The organism is Agrobacterium sp. S7/73, from assembly GCF_019355535.1.
In the GTDB taxonomy this organism is placed as follows: domain Bacteria; phylum Pseudomonadota; class Alphaproteobacteria; order Rhizobiales; family Rhizobiaceae; genus Agrobacterium; species Agrobacterium tumefaciens.
This window is the reverse complement of sequence record NZ_CP072136.1, coordinates 788831-805135: the sequence shown is the minus strand read 5'-3', so window position 1 is coordinate 805135 and position 16305 is coordinate 788831. Positions and strand designations below refer to the sequence as shown.

At 59.5% G+C, this 16305-nt stretch carries 13 protein-coding genes; 1 reads left to right on the top strand and 12 read right to left on the bottom strand.

The genetic code is table 11. The annotated features are described in order from the left end of the window. The first annotated feature begins 386 nt into the window (after positions 1 to 386). A complete protein-coding gene (locus J5276_RS03660) occupies positions 387 to 1691 on the top strand; it encodes an MFS transporter (protein ID WP_112154101.1) in 1305 nt (434 codons plus the stop codon). Between the two features lie 69 nt (positions 1692 to 1760). Here the strand turns inward: J5276_RS03660 and J5276_RS03655 are convergent, their stop codons facing one another. The 12 genes from J5276_RS03655 to rsmH all read right to left on the bottom strand — a co-directional run bounded on the left by J5276_RS03655 (position 1761) and on the right by rsmH (position 16296). Further along, positions 1761 to 2603 (bottom strand): GGDEF domain-containing protein, encoded by an 843-nt coding sequence (locus tag J5276_RS03655; RefSeq protein ID WP_236761512.1) that lies wholly within the window; start codon positions 2601 to 2603, stop codon positions 1761 to 1763. A gap of 200 nt (positions 2604 to 2803) precedes the next feature. Beyond that, positions 2804 to 3769 carry a UDP-N-acetylmuramate dehydrogenase gene (murB, locus tag J5276_RS03650; protein ID WP_003513214.1) on the bottom strand — a complete coding sequence of 322 codons (966 nt, stop codon included), beginning with the start codon at positions 3767 to 3769 and terminating at the stop codon, positions 2804 to 2806. Then, positions 3766 to 5181, bottom strand: a complete 1416-nt coding sequence (gene murC / locus J5276_RS03645; RefSeq protein WP_038491615.1) for a UDP-N-acetylmuramate--L-alanine ligase — start codon at positions 5179 to 5181, stop codon at positions 3766 to 3768. Before murC ends, murB begins: the two co-directional genes overlap by 4 nt. Continuing rightward, on the bottom strand, positions 5178 to 6314 hold the full coding sequence (murG, locus tag J5276_RS03640) for an undecaprenyldiphospho-muramoylpentapeptide beta-N-acetylglucosaminyltransferase (protein WP_112154102.1): 1137 nt from the start codon (positions 6312 to 6314) through the stop codon (positions 5178 to 5180). The genes murC and murG overlap by 4 nt, the downstream gene beginning before the upstream one ends. Positions 6315 to 6320: 6 nt before the next feature. After that, positions 6321 to 7475, bottom strand: coding sequence for a putative lipid II flippase FtsW (gene ftsW / locus J5276_RS03635; RefSeq protein ID WP_003513223.1), 1155 nt, complete (start codon positions 7473 to 7475; stop codon positions 6321 to 6323). A 4-nt stretch (positions 7476 to 7479) separates the two neighbouring features. Then, complete coding sequence (gene murD, locus J5276_RS03630) at positions 7480 to 8889, bottom strand: UDP-N-acetylmuramoyl-L-alanine--D-glutamate ligase (RefSeq protein ID WP_112154030.1); 1410 nt, start codon at positions 8887 to 8889, stop codon at positions 7480 to 7482. A gap of 3 nt (positions 8890 to 8892) precedes the next feature. After that, on the bottom strand, positions 8893 to 9993 hold the full coding sequence (gene mraY, locus J5276_RS03625) for a phospho-N-acetylmuramoyl-pentapeptide-transferase (RefSeq protein WP_003513226.1): 1101 nt from the start codon (positions 9991 to 9993) through the stop codon (positions 8893 to 8895). A 23-nt stretch (positions 9994 to 10016) separates the two neighbouring features. Continuing rightward, positions 10017 to 11450, bottom strand: a complete 1434-nt coding sequence (locus J5276_RS03620) for a UDP-N-acetylmuramoylalanyl-D-glutamyl-2,6-diaminopimelate--D-alanyl-D-alanine ligase (protein ID WP_013636512.1) — start codon at positions 11448 to 11450, stop codon at positions 10017 to 10019. Next, the gene (locus tag J5276_RS03615) at positions 11447 to 12907 is read right to left on the bottom strand and encodes a UDP-N-acetylmuramoyl-L-alanyl-D-glutamate--2,6-diaminopimelate ligase (RefSeq protein WP_112154031.1); all 1461 of its coding nucleotides are present in this window, start codon (positions 12905 to 12907) and stop codon (positions 11447 to 11449) included. Before J5276_RS03615 ends, J5276_RS03620 begins: the two co-directional genes overlap by 4 nt. Positions 12908 to 12966: 59 nt before the next feature. Next, a complete protein-coding gene (locus J5276_RS03610) occupies positions 12967 to 14709 on the bottom strand; it encodes a penicillin-binding protein 2 (RefSeq protein ID WP_003513230.1) in 1743 nt (580 codons plus the stop codon). Continuing rightward, positions 14709 to 15269, bottom strand: a complete 561-nt coding sequence (locus tag J5276_RS03605; protein WP_003513232.1) for a hypothetical protein — start codon at positions 15267 to 15269, stop codon at positions 14709 to 14711. The genes J5276_RS03610 and J5276_RS03605 overlap by 1 nt, the downstream gene beginning before the upstream one ends. A 1-nt stretch (position 15270) precedes the next feature. After that, positions 15271 to 16296 carry a 16S rRNA (cytosine(1402)-N(4))-methyltransferase RsmH gene (gene rsmH, locus J5276_RS03600; RefSeq protein ID WP_111783561.1) on the bottom strand — a complete coding sequence of 342 codons (1026 nt, stop codon included), beginning with the start codon at positions 16294 to 16296 and terminating at the stop codon, positions 15271 to 15273. Between the last annotated feature and the right edge of the window lie 9 nt (positions 16297 to 16305).

The window sequence follows — 16305 nt, the reverse complement described above, 5'->3', positions numbered from 1 at the left end:
TCCATTAAAGAATCAGCATCGATCCGAATTACCTCCTTGGAATCAGAGAGTTGGACGGATTGCAACATGCAGGTTTTCAATGATCGGAAATAGAACGAGGGTGCCGCACACTTCTATCCCTGATAAAGACAAGGCGAAAACGTTAACGGACGACGCTTTTCCCCAGCGAAAATTATCTGACGTTTCAGCGTTTTAAATCCGTCGCCTGAATCAGTCTCTCAATCTTGAGGCTACGTCCTCGCACACGCTGCGGTCCCTGTCGCACCAGCCGATCACATTGTCCGCATTATTTCTTTTTTAGCATTCCAAAAGAACAAAAATTGCGTTAACGCAGTCAATGCCTCCCAAGGCATGACATGCAATCATCCAAAAATGGGACCAAAACCATGACTGACGCGATATCTCAGGTATCGCCGACAGCTGGCAATTCGAACGTTGTAAAGACAAATTCGCCTGCACGAGTTCTCACTGCCAGCCTGGTCGGCACGACCATCGAGTTTTTCGATTTTTACGTTTACGCCACGGCCGCAGTGCTCGTGTTTCCGACATTGTTCTTCCCGAACAATGATCCGATGACGGCACTTCTGGCATCCTTCGCCACCTTCTCCATCGCCTTTTTCGCCCGCCCGCTCGGCGCCGTCGTTTTCGGCCATTATGGTGACCGCGTCGGCCGTAAAGCTACGCTTGTCGCCGCTCTGCTGACCATGGGCGTATCGACGGTCGTGATCGGCCTTCTGCCGTCCTATGAGACAGCCGGTGTTCTGGCACCTCTGTTGCTGGCGCTTTGCCGCTTCGGTCAAGGCTTCGGTCTTGGCGGAGAATGGGGCGGCGCGGTCCTGCTGGCCACGGAAAACGCTCCTCCCGGCAAGCGCAGCTGGTACGGGATGTTTCCGCAGCTCGGCGCGCCCGTCGGTCTGTTCCTCTCCTCCGGCGTCTTCTGGATCCTGCTGCACTTCATGTCGCAGGAAGCGCTTCTGAGCTGGGGCTGGCGCATTCCCTTCGTCGCTTCGATCATCCTGATCGCGGTTGGCATGTGGGTTCGTCTGTCGATCACCGAAACGCCTGCCTTCCAGAAGGCAATCGAAAAGGAAGAACGTGTTGCCGTGCCGGTCGTGGAACTGTTCCGCAACCACAAGCGCAGCCTCGCGCTCGGCACTTTCGTGGCGCTGGCTACCTTCGTGCTGTTCTATATCGGTACCGCCTACCTGCTGTCCTACAACGTCAAGGTTCTGAAAATCCCGTTCCTCGACGCACTCGAAGTGCAGATCATGGGCTCCATCGTTTTCGGCATCTTCATCCCGATCGCCGGCAAGCTCGCTGAGCGCTTCGGCCGTCGCGAAATCCTGATCCTGACGACGGTGCTGATCGGCCTGTTCTCGTTCCTGCTGCCTACCCTGATGACAGGCGGCGAAGGCTCGATCTTCATCTTCGCGGCCCTTGCGATGACGCTGATGGGCATGACCTACGGCCTGATTGGAACGGCGCTTGCCGCCCCCTTCCCGACAAGGGTGCGCTACACCGGCTCGTCCATCACCTTCAACATGGCAGGCATCTTCGGCGCATCGCTGGCACCCTACATCGCCACATGGCTGCAGGTGAATTACGGCATGGGATATGTCGGATATTACCTCTGCGTATCCGCCCTCATCACGCTCGCCTGCATTCTTTTGTCCCGCAAGGATGAAGTCTGAGCGACAGGCCACTAAAAGATCGAGGCCGCGAAATCACCTTTCGCGGCCTTTTTTCGTCTGTGATGATCATCAAGCGATAATTTGACGGCCACCTTTCGCGCCCGACGAACAGATGCGATTACGCCCGCTACGTTTCGCCTCGTAGAGCGCCATATCCGCATTGTGCATGACCTTCTCGAAAATCTCCCTGTTCCCGCGCAAGGCCACACCTATCGAGATGGTGGTCCTGATCTGCAAATCCTGAAAATGAACCGTTGTCGTCGCGATCTTCTCACGGACGCCTTCGCACTGTTCCAGGAACCGGTCCGGGGCAAGGGTGTGGACGACGACAAACTCTTCACCGCCCATCCGCGCCACATGAGCGGCTTCATCGAAACCTTCCCGAATTGTCTTGGCGACACTGGAGATAACCATGTCACCAGCCAAATGGCCGTAGCTGTCATTCACGGACTTAAAATGATCAATGTCGATAAATGCGACGCAATATGGCGTACTCAGATGAACGCAATTCGAATAAAGACCTAGCCGGTTGTGAAGACCTGTCAGAGCATCAGTCTGGCTGAGCTGCGCAAAACGCTCGTGTGACTGGATCAGTAACTGCATCTGCCTAGCATTGAGCCAGCAAATTAAAAAACCGACGGTGAAGGAGATTGTCGAACTAAGGACCAGGCCGATTGTGAGCCCATTGCTCAAGTCCGAGACCAGGTCCAACTGCGCCATCGTCAGGATCGCAACGACACAGATAACGGCGGCTATGGAAGCGATCAGGCAAGCCAATCGAAATGATGACTGTACCGGGTCAAGCCGACGCCATCCATCCGGTGTCGCCACGGTGAATGTCGTTATCGCGACGAGTTCGCTTAAAAAACGTGACAGCTGTCCGCTTACGCGATCGGCAATGTAAATGCTCATAAATATCACCCAAGCAGTAGAGTGGCGCAACGCTGCCTCTCCCGTAATCTAAATACTGCTTATAGATAAAAACTATTGATCGACCGTTACCCTTCGCCAAGGATGATATGAAACAAAAACTCCTGGCCGCTTGGTGCTGCCAGGAGAGATATGAAACGGCTAACGCAGTTGCTCATGGCAATCGCGAGGTATCACAATTTTCAGGCGCCGAGGAAGGGCTCCACTTCACGACCCGGCATGAAAAGCCCAAGCCGTTTGATTTCCCATTCCAGCCGAATGCCCGACTTCTCGAACACGCGCTTGCGAATGGTCTCGCCCAGATATTCCAGATCGTAACCGGTCGCATGGCCGGTATTGATCATGAAATTGCAATGCAGCGATGACATCTGCGCACCGCCGATGACCAGACCGCGACCGCCCGCTTCGTCGATCAGTTCCCAGGCGGAATGACCTTCGGGGTTCTTGAAGGTCGATCCACCGGTCTGTTCACGGATCGGCTGCACGGTTTCGCGGTGGTGACGCACGGCGTCCATATCGGCGCGGATCTTCGCGCGGTCTTCCGGATAACCCTCAAACAGGGCGCCGGTGAAGATCAGACCAGCATCGGCGCCGGAGTGGCGATAGCTGTAATCCATATCCGCATTGGAGAGCACATGCTGGTTGCCCTGACGGTCCACCGCATAAACCTCCACGACACGCTCACGCGTTTCACCGCCGTTGGCGCCCGCATTCATGCGCAGCGCGCCGCCGATGGAGCCGGGAATACCGTAATAGAAATGGAAACCGCCAATGCCATTATCCATGGCCATCGCGGCAATATGCTTGTCCGGGCAGATCGCGCCTGCCTTGATGCGGTTTTCACCCGAAAGCTCCACCGAGCCGAAACCCTTGGCGGAAAGACGGACGACGACACCTGGAATGCCGCCATCGCGCACCAGAAGGTTCGAGCCGACACCGACCACGGTCAACGGCACGTCCTCCGGAAGGATTTTCAGGAATGTAACCAGATCGTCGGTATCGTGCGGCTGGAACATGACTTCCGCAAGACCGCCGGCTCTGAACCACGTCACGCGGTCCATGGGCGCATCCGGTGTCAGACGTCCCCGCAATTCCTTTACCCCGTCGCCGAGCCTCCCCAGCAATTTAACCCCATCGACCTGTCTCATTCAGACTTTCCTGATATGCTCTTCAATTCCGAAGGCAGCGCTGCCGCCCATTGCGTGATATTTCCGGCCCCCAAGAGAACCACGAAATCGCCCGGATTCGCAATGCCTGCAACCACTGACGCGAGATCTTCCCGTTTTTCGAGAAAACGGGCATCGCGATGGCCGGCAGCCTTGATTGCGGAGACCAGCGCTTCCGAGCTTGCGCCCTCGATCGGATCTTCGCCCGCTGCATAGACCGGAGCAAGAATAATCGTATCGGCATCGTTAAAACAATGCGCGAAATCATCGAACAGGCTGGAAAGGCGGCTGTAGCGGTGCGGCTGGTGCACGGCGATGATGCGGCCCTTGCAGGCTTCGCGCGCAGCCGCGAGCACAGCCTTGATCTCAACCGGATGGTGGCCGTAATCGTCGAAGACCTGCACGCCATTGGCTTCGCCCGTCAGCGTGAAACGACGCTTGACGCCGGCAAAGGAGGCGAGGCCCTTCTTGATGTCCGCTTCCGAAATACCGAGACGATTGGCGACGGCAATCGCAGCCGTTGCGTTCGAAACATTGTGGCGACCGGGCATCGGCAGGACGAGGTCCGTAAAGGAGAATATCTTGCCGGTGCGGCGCCGGCGAATTTCCACATCGAAGATAGACCGCGTGCCATCGATGCGCACATTCGAAAACCGCACGTCGGCCTGTGGGTTCTCACCATAGGTGATGACCTTACGGTCTTCGATACGCCCAACCAGAGCCTGCACCTCGGGATGGTCGAGACACATGACGCCGAAGCCGTAGAACGGAACATTCTCCACGAATTGCCGGAAAGCAGCGCGCACGGCGTCGAAATTGCCGTAGTGGTCAAGATGTTCCGGGTCGATATTGGTGATCACGGCCACATCGGCCGGAAGCTTCAGGAATGTGCCATCGGATTCATCGGCCTCCACCACCATCCACTCGCCCTCGCCCATGCGGGCGTTGGTGCCATAGGCGTTGATGATGCCGCCGTTGATCACGGTCGGGTCGAGATTGCCGGCTTCCAGCAGGGTCGCGACCATCGAAGTTGTCGTGGTCTTGCCGTGCGTGCCACCGATGGCAATGGCGTTGCGGAAACGCATCAACTCGGCCAGCATTTCGGCACGGCGAACGATCGGCAGATGTTTTTCCCGCGCGGCGATCAGCTCCGGATTGTTCTTCTTGATCGCGGTGGAAACGACCACGACCTCGGCATCACCGAGATTATCCGCCGTGTGGCCGACGAAGACCTCGATGCCCTTGTCGCGCAGGCGCTGCACATTGGCGCTGTCGGCCTGGTCGGAGCCCTGTACGCGATGACCGAGATTGTGAAGCACTTCGGCAATGCCGCTCATGCCGATCCCGCCTATGCCGATGAAATGGACAAGGCCTATGGCTTTCGGCATCTTCATGCCTCAACTCCTTCAATGTTCTTCTTGAATTCCTGTACGGACTTTCCGCTCGCAATCGCCTCGACCAGATCGGCCAGTACATCCGCCGCATGCGGTTTTCCTGTCGCCTTGGCCGCCGCCGCCGTTGCGGACAACCGATCCGGCTCGGACAGCGCCGAGGACAGAAGGCCGGAGAGCTTCTGCGGCGACAGTTCCGACTGCTTGATAACGCTTGCACCGCCGGCTGCCGAAAGCGCTGCCGCATTGGCCGCCTGATCGTGATCCAGCGCATGCGGATAAGGCACGAGGATCGAGGGTCGGCCGATGACCGAAAGCTCCGATACCGTCGATGCACCCGAACGGCTGATGACCAGATCGGCCTCACCGATGCGGGAGGCCATGTCGCCGAAGAAAGGCGAGACATCCGCCTTCACGCCCAGCTTCTGATACGAGGAGATCACACTGTCCTTGTCTTCGGGGCGCGCCTGCTGGGTCACGACAATGCGCTTGCGCTGTTCGTCCTTCAACAGGCAGATCGCCGCCGGAACCGCGCTGGAAAAGAACTGCGCTCCCTGGCTGCCGCCAAAAACCACGAGCTGGAACGTCTCGCCGGTCTGCGAAGGCGTATAGGGTATCTCTGACGCCGCCAGCACCGCCGGGCGCACGGGATTGCCGGTCGCAACCGTCTTGTCGGAATATTGGCCGTTGGCGGGCGGCAGAAAACCACCGGCAATCGCCTTCACACGGGCCGCCAGCGCCTTGTTGGCTCGACCCATCACCGCATTCTGCTCGTGAATGATCGATGGCACGCCAAGCCCGGTCGAGGCAAGCAGCGGCGGCACGGTGGGATAACCGCCAAAGCCGACGACCGCAACCGGCTTCAGCTTCGAGATCAGCCGGCGCGCTGAACGCAGCCCTGTCCACAGCCTCCACAGCGAACGCGCCACGGAAATCGGGTTTTTCGAACCGATGGTGGCGGATGGAACGACGTGAATTTCTTCCGCCGGAAACTTCCCCGCATAACGCTCGGCGCGGCTGTCGGTGACCAGATGCACCTGATAGCCGCGCGCTTTCAGCGTGTGCGCCAAGGCCTCGGCTGGAAAGACATGGCCGCCGGTACCCCCGGCGGCGAGCAGAACAATACCCTTGCTCATGATCATTTACTCCGCAGGAACGCCGGAACCGACGCGGAAGAAGCTGCGCTCCTGCGCCCTCTTTTCCGGCCTGTGGCGTGTCAGCGCCAGAAGGAAGCCTGCCGTGACGCAGATCGCCATCATCGACGAACCACCATAGGAAATCAGCGGCAGCGTCATGCCCTTGGCGGGCATCAGCTCCAGATTAACGCCGATATTGATCATCGACTGCATGCCGATCTGCAGGACCAGACCGGCCACGGCAAAGCGGCAGAAATCGTCTTTTTCCCTGAAGGCGTGCGAGAGGCCGCGCAACACGATGAAGGCGAAGATCGCCACAAGGAACATGCAGAAAACAATGCCGAATTCTTCCGCCGCCACCGAGAAGATGAAGTCGGTATGGCTGTCGGGAATAATACGCTTGACGATGCCCTCACCCGGGCCGCGACCGAACCAGTCGCCACGAATGATCGCCTCGCGCGCCGTATCCACCTGGAAGGTATCCCCCTCACCGGTCCAGAAACGGTCGATACGGCCGGCAACGTGCGGCAGGAGCAGATAGGCGGAGACGATGCCGAGAACGCCGAGGCCGCCGAGCACGATGATCCAGAACCAGGGAACACCGGCCATGAAGAACATGCCGCCCCACACCACCGATGTCAGGATGGTCTGGCCAAAGTCGGGCTGGGCGATCAGAAGTGCAGCCACGATACCGAAGGTGATGATAGCGAAGAGGTTGCCGGGAATTTCGGGGTGGCGCGCGCGTTCGGCAAACAGCCAGGCGCAGACAATGACGAAGGCGGGCTTCATGAATTCCGATGGCTGGATCGAGAAGCTGCCGATGGAAATCCAGCGTCGTGCACCCTTGACCTCGATACCGAAGAACAGCGCGAAAATCATCATCAGCAGCGACGCGATCAGCATCATCACCGCCACGCGCCGGACCTGACGCGGCGACAGGAAGGAAAGACCGATCATGATCGCCAGCGAAGGCACCATGAACATCGCCTGACGTTCCACGAAGAAGAAGCTGTTGAGACCGATGCGTTCGGCAACCGCCGGCGACGCCGCAAATGACAGCATCAGGCCGATGCCCATCAGCGCGATGAACGCCGCCAGAAAGAAACGGTCGATGGTCCAGAACCATTCCGCGACCGGACCGCGATCAACTCGGCTTACCATGGCCTCAGCCCCCTTTTCCAGAGTGAACGAGCATCGTCACGCCATCGAGCGCCGCAACCTGCGCGACGAACGAATCACCTCTGATTTCAAAGTTCTTATATTGGTCGAAGCTTGCGCAAGCCGGGGATAACATCACGATATTGCCGGCCGTCGCATCTTTTTCCGCATCCGCCGCCGCATGCTGCACCGCCTTGTCCAGCGTGCCGGATATTTCATAAGGCACGGCTTCGCCTAGCGTCGCTGCAAATTCCGCCGCCGCCTCGCCGATCAGATAGGCCTTGGCGATGCGCGGAAACAGGGGCGCAAGGCTGGCAATGCCGCCGGCCTTTGGCAGACCGCCCGCGATCCAATAGATGCGCTCATAGCTCGACAAGGCCGGTGCTGCTGCATCGGCATTGGTGGCCTTGCTGTCATTGACGAAAGTGACATTGCCGCGCCGACCGACAGGCTGCATGCGATGTTTTAGGCCGGGGAAGGACTTGAGACCTGCGCGAACGTCCTCTTCGGAAACGCCGACGGCAAGGCATGCGGCAATTGCAGCCGCTGCATTCTGGGCATTGTGGCTGCCGCGAAGCGTCTGGATGCCGTCGAGATCGACCAGCGGCGAGGACTTGCCCCCATGCGCCCGCAGGATGCGGCTGCCTTCGGCATAAAGACCTTCGGAAACGACATTGCGCTTGGAAATGCGCTCCACCTTCACGCCGGCACGCTCGATGCGGTCGGCGATCAGCGTGGAATAGCTGTCATCAACGCCGACAATTGCCGTGCCACTGCCGGCCACAAGCCGTTCCTTGACATCGGCATAATGCTGCATGGTGCCGTGCCGGTCGAGATGGTCGGGCGTCAGATTGAGCAGAATACCGGCCGTCGGATTGATCGTCGGCGCCAGATCGATCTGGTAGGACGAGCATTCAACGACATAGAAACGTTGCGCTTTCGGCGGATCGAGGCTCAGCACGGCAGTGCCGATATTGCCGCCGAGTTGTGTATCGCGGCCCGAAGCCTTGAGGATATGGGCAATCAGTGCGGTCGTCGTGGATTTGCCGTTCGTGCCGGTGATGGCGATGAAGGGGCAATCCGGCGCATGCGCCCGGCGCTCGCGAATGAAAAGCTCGATATCGCCGATAATCTCGACACCCGCCGCCCGGGCAAGATCGACCGACCAGTGCGGCTTCGGATGCGTCAGCGGCACGCCGGGTGCGAGCACGAAAGACGAAAAGGAATGCCAGTCTATCGTTCGAAGATCAGCCGTCGTTATGCCTTCGGCCTCAGCCTTGGCGACGCTGTCGGGATTATCGTCGAAAGCAACGACATCCGCCCCGCCGGCAACCAGTGCCCGGGCCGTGACGAGGCCCGAACCGCCAAGCCCGAAAAGCGCGACCTTCTTACCTCTGAACGACGAGACCGGGATCATCGCTCACCTCAGCTTCAGCGTAGCGAGGCCGAGCAGCGCCAGACCGACGGAAATGATCCAGAAACGGATGACCACCTGGCTTTCCGTCCAGCCTTTTTTCTCGAAATGATGGTGGATGGGCGCCATCAGGAAAACGCGCCTGCCGGTGCGCTTGAACCAGAAAACCTGGATGATGACCGAGAGCGTTTCCATCACGAACAGGCCGCCGACGATGACCATGACGATCTCGTGCTTGGTGGCGACAGCGATGGAGCCGATGAGGCCGCCGAGCGCCAGCGAACCCGTATCACCCATGAAGATGGCGGCGGGCGGCGCGTTGAACCACAGGAAGCCGAGACCAGCCCCGACCACCGCGCCGACGATGACAGCGAGCTCACCCGTTCCGGGCACGAAGTTGATCTGCAGGTAATTGGCGAAAACCGCGTTACCGGCGAGATAAGCAATCACGCCGAAGGTGGCGGCTGCAATCATGACAGGCACGATGGCGAGACCATCGAGACCGTCGGTCAGGTTAACCGCATTGCCGGCGCCGACAATCACGAAAGCACCGAACAGCACGAAGAAATAGCCGAGATTGATCACAAGTTCCTTGAAGAACGGAAAGGCGATGGAGCTTCCGAGCGTGCCGCCATGCGGTGCGGAAGCAAGCGCCACCTTCATCATGAAGAACACGGCAATCGCCGCAATCAGGAATTCGATGCCGAGACGGGCTTTGCCGGAAAAGCCCTTGTCGCTCTGCTTCGTCACCTTGAGATAGTCGTCATAAAAGCCGATAGCCCCGAAGCCGAGCGTCACCATCAGAACGGCGACGACGTAGACGTTCGACAGGTCACCCCAGAGCAGCGAACCGCCGAGAATACCGGCAAGGATCATCAGCCCGCCCATGGTCGGCGTGCCAGCCTTCTTGAAATGCGTCTGCGGCCCGTCGGCACGGATTGGCTGGCCCTTGCCCTGGCGCACGCGCAGCGAATTGATGATCGCCGGTCCGAAAAGGAAGACGATCAACGCAGAGGTGAACATCGCCGCACCCGCCCGGAAGGTGATGTACCGGAAGAGGTTGAAGACTTGAATTTTATCCGACAGTTCGACGAGCCAGATCAGCATAATTGCCCTTTCAAAAGGCTATTTCAGACTTGGCGTTCCGTCTCGGGGAATGCCGGATACTTGTCAAGCAGTGCCGCGACAATCTTGCCGAAACCCAGCCCAAGTGACGATTTTACCATCAGCGCATCGCCCGGTTGCACCCATTGCAGGGCAAAATCGGCAAGTTCAGCTGTCGTCGGGAACCAGATGACAGTTACACTGTCCGGAAGCGCATCGCGAAGGGCGGCCATCGCCTCCCCAGCCAGCCAGACATGTTCGATACCACCGGCTAGCAGCGGTCCGGCCAGTTCCTCGTGTAGCTGGGCTGAGAATTCGCCCATCTCCAGCATGTCGCCGAGAACGGCAACGCGACGGCCATAACCCTGCGTTTCTGTTTCCGCAAGCACGGCAATCGCCGCCCGCATGGAGGCGGGGTTGGCGTTGTAGCTCTCATCGATCAGCAGGAAGGAACCGCTTTCAATCGTCAGGCGATGGCGCTGTCCGCGCCCCTTGACTGCCTCGAGCGTTCCGAGCACCTCGAAGGCGCGGTCGAGATTGGCGCCGGTAACGGCAACAGCGCCAAGCACCGCCATGGCGTTGTCGGCAATATGCCTGCCGGGAATGTTCAGGTGCAATTCGCTCGTTTCGCCGTTCAGGATCGCCCAGATGGTCGAGCCCGTGGACGTGCTTTCGAAATCGGCCAGCCGGAAATCGGCCTTGGCATGCTGCCCGAAGGTCAGGATATGCTCGATACCCTGGTCCTGCGCCGCTTCTTCAAGTTGCTCGAACTGGGCGTTGTCACGGTTGAGGATGACGAAGCCGCCGTCCTCCAACCCTTCGAATATCTCCGCCTTGGCGCTCGCGATCTCTTCTATGTTCTTGAAATTGCCCAAATGAGCTGGCGCGATGGTGGTAATGATCGCGACATGCGGACGTACCATCTTGACCAGCGGACGGATTTCGCCGGAGTGGTTCATACCGATTTCGAAAACGCCGAATTCAGTATCGGCGGGCATGCGCGCCAGCGTCAGCGGCACACCCCAGTGATTGTTGAAGGACGCCACCGCCGCATGAACCCGGCCCGAAGGCGCCAGAGCCTGCCGCAACATTTCCTTCGTCGTCGTCTTGCCGACAGAACCGGTCACCGCGATGATCCGCGCCGTGGTCCTTTCACGCGCCGCAATGGCGAGCTTGCCAAGCGCCGCGAGGACATCCTCCACGACGATCATGGGCACGGTCAGGCGGCCGAGGGCCGGCAGCTTGCCTTCGGCGACGACCAGCAGGCCCGCACCATTGGCGACAGCAAAACTCGTATAGTCATGGCCGTCGACCCTATCGCCCTTGATGGCGAAAAATGCTTCACCAGCCTTCACAGTCCGGCTGTCGATGGAAATGCCGGTGATACCGGTCGGCAGGTTCCCGACGGGACGCCCTGCCGTGATGGCGATCATGTCGGCGACTGTCCATAACCAATTCAAATCTTCAATCCTTCCAGCGCGGTACGCACCTGTTCATGATCGGAAAACGGCAGCGTCACGGAACCGACGATCTGCCCCTCTTCATGCCCCTTGCCCGCGACGATCAGCGTATCGCCGTTCGAAAGCAGCGACACCGCATGACGGATCGCCTCTGCCCTGTCGCCAATTTCCAACGCACCCGGCGCAGCCGCCATGACTTCGGAACGGATCGTTGCAGCGTCTTCCGAGCGCGGATTGTCGTCGGTAACGATGACGATGTCGGAAAGACGTGTCGCCACTTCGCCCATGATCGGGCGCTTGCCCTTGTCACGGTCGCCGCCGCAGCCGAAGACGGTGATGATGCGGCCGGAGGTGAAGGGCCTGACCGAGGTCAGAACATTTTCAAGCGCATCCGGCTTGTGGGCATAATCCACATAGGCAAGCGCGCCGTTCTTCGTCTGGCCCACAAGTTCCAGGCGACCGGCAGCACCGATCAGCTTTTCAAGCGCCTTCATGGCCGTTGCGGCGGAAACGCCGGTGGACATGGCAAGACCAGCGGCGACGAGAGCATTGGCTACCTGAAAATCGCCGGCCAGCGGAATGTCGACTTCGTGGATTACGCCGTCATGGTGCACTTCGATCAGCTGCTTGTGACGGAAATGCTCTACACGCTTCAGCGTCAGATAATCGCCCTTCCGGCCAACGGTGCGCACATTGAGGCCTGCATCCGCGGCGACGCGAATGGCCTTATCCGACCAAGGGTCGTCGGCAAAAATGACGGCTGGCGCGCCCTTTTCCATCAGCGTGTCAAACAGCCGCATCTTCGCGGCCATGTAGTCCTCGATGGTCGGGTGATAATCCATGTGATCTCGGCCGAGATTGGTGAAACCGGCCGCAGCGAGCTTCACGCCATCAAGGCGACGCTGGTCGAGGCCGTGGCTCGAAGCTTCCATGGCCGCATGGGTCACGCCTTCGGCAGCAAGCTCGGCGAGAAGCGCATGCAGCGTCACCGGATCCGGTGTGGTAAGCGCGCCATAATCTTCGCGGCCGGGAGCGATGACACCCGTCGTACCGATCTGGGCGGCGGCATGGCCAGCGAAAGCCCAGATTTGCCGCACGAAGGAGGCAACGGAGGTCTTTCCCGCAGTGCCGGTAACGGCGACCATGGTTTCCGGCTGTTTTCCGTAAAAACGGGAAGCGGCGAGCGAAAGGTAGAGGCGCGGGTCGGTGACAGCGAGGACCGGCACATCGGCATCCACCGCATGCCCGGAAACGACGGCAACCGCACCCTTGGCGACCGCGTCCTTCACATAGGCCGCGCCATCCGCCTTGGTTCCCGCAACCGCCACGAACAGGCTGCCGGGCGCAGCCTTGCGGCTGTCTGCGGTAATTCCCCCGATTTCGATTGCCCCTATCTCAGACAGGAGCAATTCATTCAATTCCGGAAACGCCGTCCCGGATATATCTCGCAAATTCATCGACTGTGTCCGTCTTGTCCCCCCGGCGCGATTCGCCGGAACACCATAAGCTCTAACAATCAATAAGACACGAGCAAGGCCGAGCCATCCTTGCCGAACTTCGGCTTCACGCCCAGCACTGCCGCCGTGCGGCTGATGATATCGTGCACCATCGGCGCAGCCGAGGTGCCTGCAAGTGCCGCGCCATTGCCCTTGTCCGTTTTCGGTTCGTCGATGAAAGAGAGCACCACATATTGCGGGTCGTCCATCGGGAATGCCGAAAGGAAGGCATTGAAGTTCTTGTCATGCACATAACGGCCATTGACGACCTTGTCAGCCGTACCGGTCTTGCCGCCGACATTGAAACCGTCGACGCGCGCATTACGGCCAGAACCGTTGACACCGTTCCATTCGAACAGGAAGCGCATATCCTTGCTGGCGCCGGGCTTCAGCACCTGTTTTGCGACCTGATCCGCCTGTTCGCGCGTGCGCGGCAGGAATGTCGGCTCGATCAACTTTCCACCATTGACGAGCGCGGCACCGGCAACTGCTGTCTGCAACGGCGTTGTTGAAACGCCGTGGCCGAATGAAATGGTGATCGAGTTGATCTTCTTCCATTCGCGGGGCTGCGAAGGCAGCGCCACTTCAGGCAGTTCGGTCTGCATGCGCGTCAGAAGGCCAAGCCGCGTCAGGAATTCCTTGTGTCCTTCGGTCCCCACGGTGTCGGCGATTTTTGCCGTACCGATGTTCGACGAATACTGGAAGATTTCCGGCACCGAGAGCATGCGGCCCTTGCCGTGGAAGTCCTTGATAGTGAAGCCACCGATGCGGATCGGATAACGCGCGTCGAACATATCGCCAAGGCGGACGCGACCCGAATCGAGACCCATGGCAATGGTAAAGGATTTAAAGGTGGAGCCCATTTCGAACGTGCCGTTCGACATGCGGTTGAGCCATCCTTCCTTGGCACCTTCTGCCGGGTTGTTCGGATCATAATCCGGCACGGAGGCCATAGCGAGCACTTCGCCGGTATGCACATCCAGAACCACAGCCCCCGCGCCGATCGCCTGGAACTTGGTAATGGCCGAGGTCACGACTTCACGCACGATGGACTGGACGCGTAGATCGATGGATAGCTTCACCGGCTCCAGCGGCTGATCGCTGGTCATGCCGAGCGCCGTCAGATCGGCCAGTCCCTGGCTGTCGACGTAACGTTCCATTCCGGCAACACCGCGATTGTCGATATTGACGTGACCGACAACATGGGCAGCTGTTGGCCCGCCAGGGTAGAAGCGGCGCTTTTCCGGGCGGAAACCGACACCGGGAATGCCGAGCGCCAGGATCTGGCTCTGCTGCTTCGGCGTCAACTGACGGCGCAGCCACTGAAAGCGCGAATTGGAGGAAAGCTTCTGATAGGTGCCGCGCTGGTCGAGATCTGGCAATACAGTGCGCAGCTTCTCGATGGCTTCGTCGATATCGACGATGCGATGCGGCTCTGCAAACAGCGAGACAGTGCGGATATCAGTCGCCAGAACCTCGCCGTTACGATCAAGAAGATCGGGACGCGACGCCATCAGCCGGTCGGCAGGGGCAATGCTCGAAACCGTCTCCTGCTCGGCAAGGCCATATTGCACCAGACGGCCGCCCACGACGCCGTAAAAGGCGATGAAGCCGAAAATGATGAGACCGACGCGGCTTTTCGCCTGGGCCGCCCTCTTCTTGCGAGCGCCCTCGAAAGCTGCATGGTCAGTATGAATGCCGGTGGTGCTGGCGGAAAAGTGAGCCTTGCTCTTCAGAACCATGACGCGGGAGAGAAAAGACATCAGCGGTCCACCGATCCAGTTATGGTTTCATCCATTTCGCCATCTTCATCGCCTGCGACAGCGGCGACGGCAGGAGCCGGAGCCGCCGTGGGACGGGAAACACGCGCCCGCGGTGTTGGAACAGGAGCGCCATTGGCGGCAATCTGGCCGGCGGGCGGTGATTTCTTCTTGGCAGCTCCGCCAAGCGTAGCGCCCGGCTTGGAGCCGTTGACGGCGGCGGCGATGACATCCGCAACGCTCATGCCTTCCGGCTCGGGCGGCTGCGGCAATTGCGAGCGCAGCATCGGCAATTCCCGCGGCTGCGCCAATTGTGTCGGCAGCGTCGGCGAAAGGCCAAGCTCGTCCTGATAGGCATTCACGAGACGATGAAGGCGGTTCGGCTGCGTCAGCAGTGCCCAGTCGGCCCGCAAAAGATCGATCGTGTCTTTTTCGAGCTTGATTTCGGTCTCAAGCTTGCGGACCTGTTCCAACTTGAGATCGGTCTTGTGCTTGATCGAATAGGTCACCACCGCCGCAGCGACCATGACCCCCATCAACACGACATCGAATGTGCGCAGCATATCAGCCTCCCATCTTTTCAAGGCTGGCGAGATCGGGAAGTTCGAAAATCGAAAAATCTGCCGCCCGGGCAGGTGCCGCCGTGCGCAGGCCCGCGCGCAGCTTGGCCGAACGGGCCCGCGGATTGATCTCCGCCTCCTCGTCGCTTGCAGCGATCATCGGCTTGCCGATATTTTCGAAAATGGCGGGCTTGTCCTCCACCATCGGCAGATGGCGGGAACCCGCCGCCTTTCCGGAACGTTCGGAGAAGAATTTCTTGACGATGCGGTCTTCGAGCGAATGGAACGTGACGACAACCAGCCGGCCGCCGGGCTTCAAAGCCCGCTCGGCAGCAAACAGGGCCTGCGCCAATTCGCCGAGTTCGTCATTGACGAAAACGCGCAGCGCCTGAAACACCCGTGTTGCGGGATGGATCTTGTCTTTAGCCTTGCGCGGCGTAACGATTTCAATGAGGCCCGCCAGATCGCGCGTGGTGCGGAAGGGCTCTTCCGCCCTCTTCTTTTCAATGGCGCGGGCGATGCGGCCCGGCTGCTTTTCCTCGCCGAGAAAACCGAAGATGCGGATGAGATCGCCGACCTTGGCGCGATTGACGACATCCGCCGCCGAAACGCCGGAGCTAGACATGCGCATGTCGAGAGGACCGTTCTTTTGGAAGGAAAAACCGCGCTCGGCCTCGTCTATCTGCATGGAGGAAACGCCGATATCGAGAACCACGCCGTCAAGACCGCCTTCCGGCGCGTGCCTTGCCAGATCGGAAAATTGCGATTGAATGAGGGTAAGCCTGCCGCCATTTGCAGCAACCATGGCCTGGCCGCCGGCGATCGCGTTCGGATCGCGGTCAAGCGCGATGACATTGGCACCTTGATCGAGAATTGCCTGGGTGTAGCCACCGGCGCCGAAAGTGCCGTCGAGGATGACCTTGCCAGATGCGGGTTCGAGCGCAGCGATCACTTCGCGAAGCAGGACCGGGATGTGACGCTGAGGTCCCTCACCGGCATCAGAAGATCGCCCGCCAGAATTCGCCGCCATTCCGTGTCC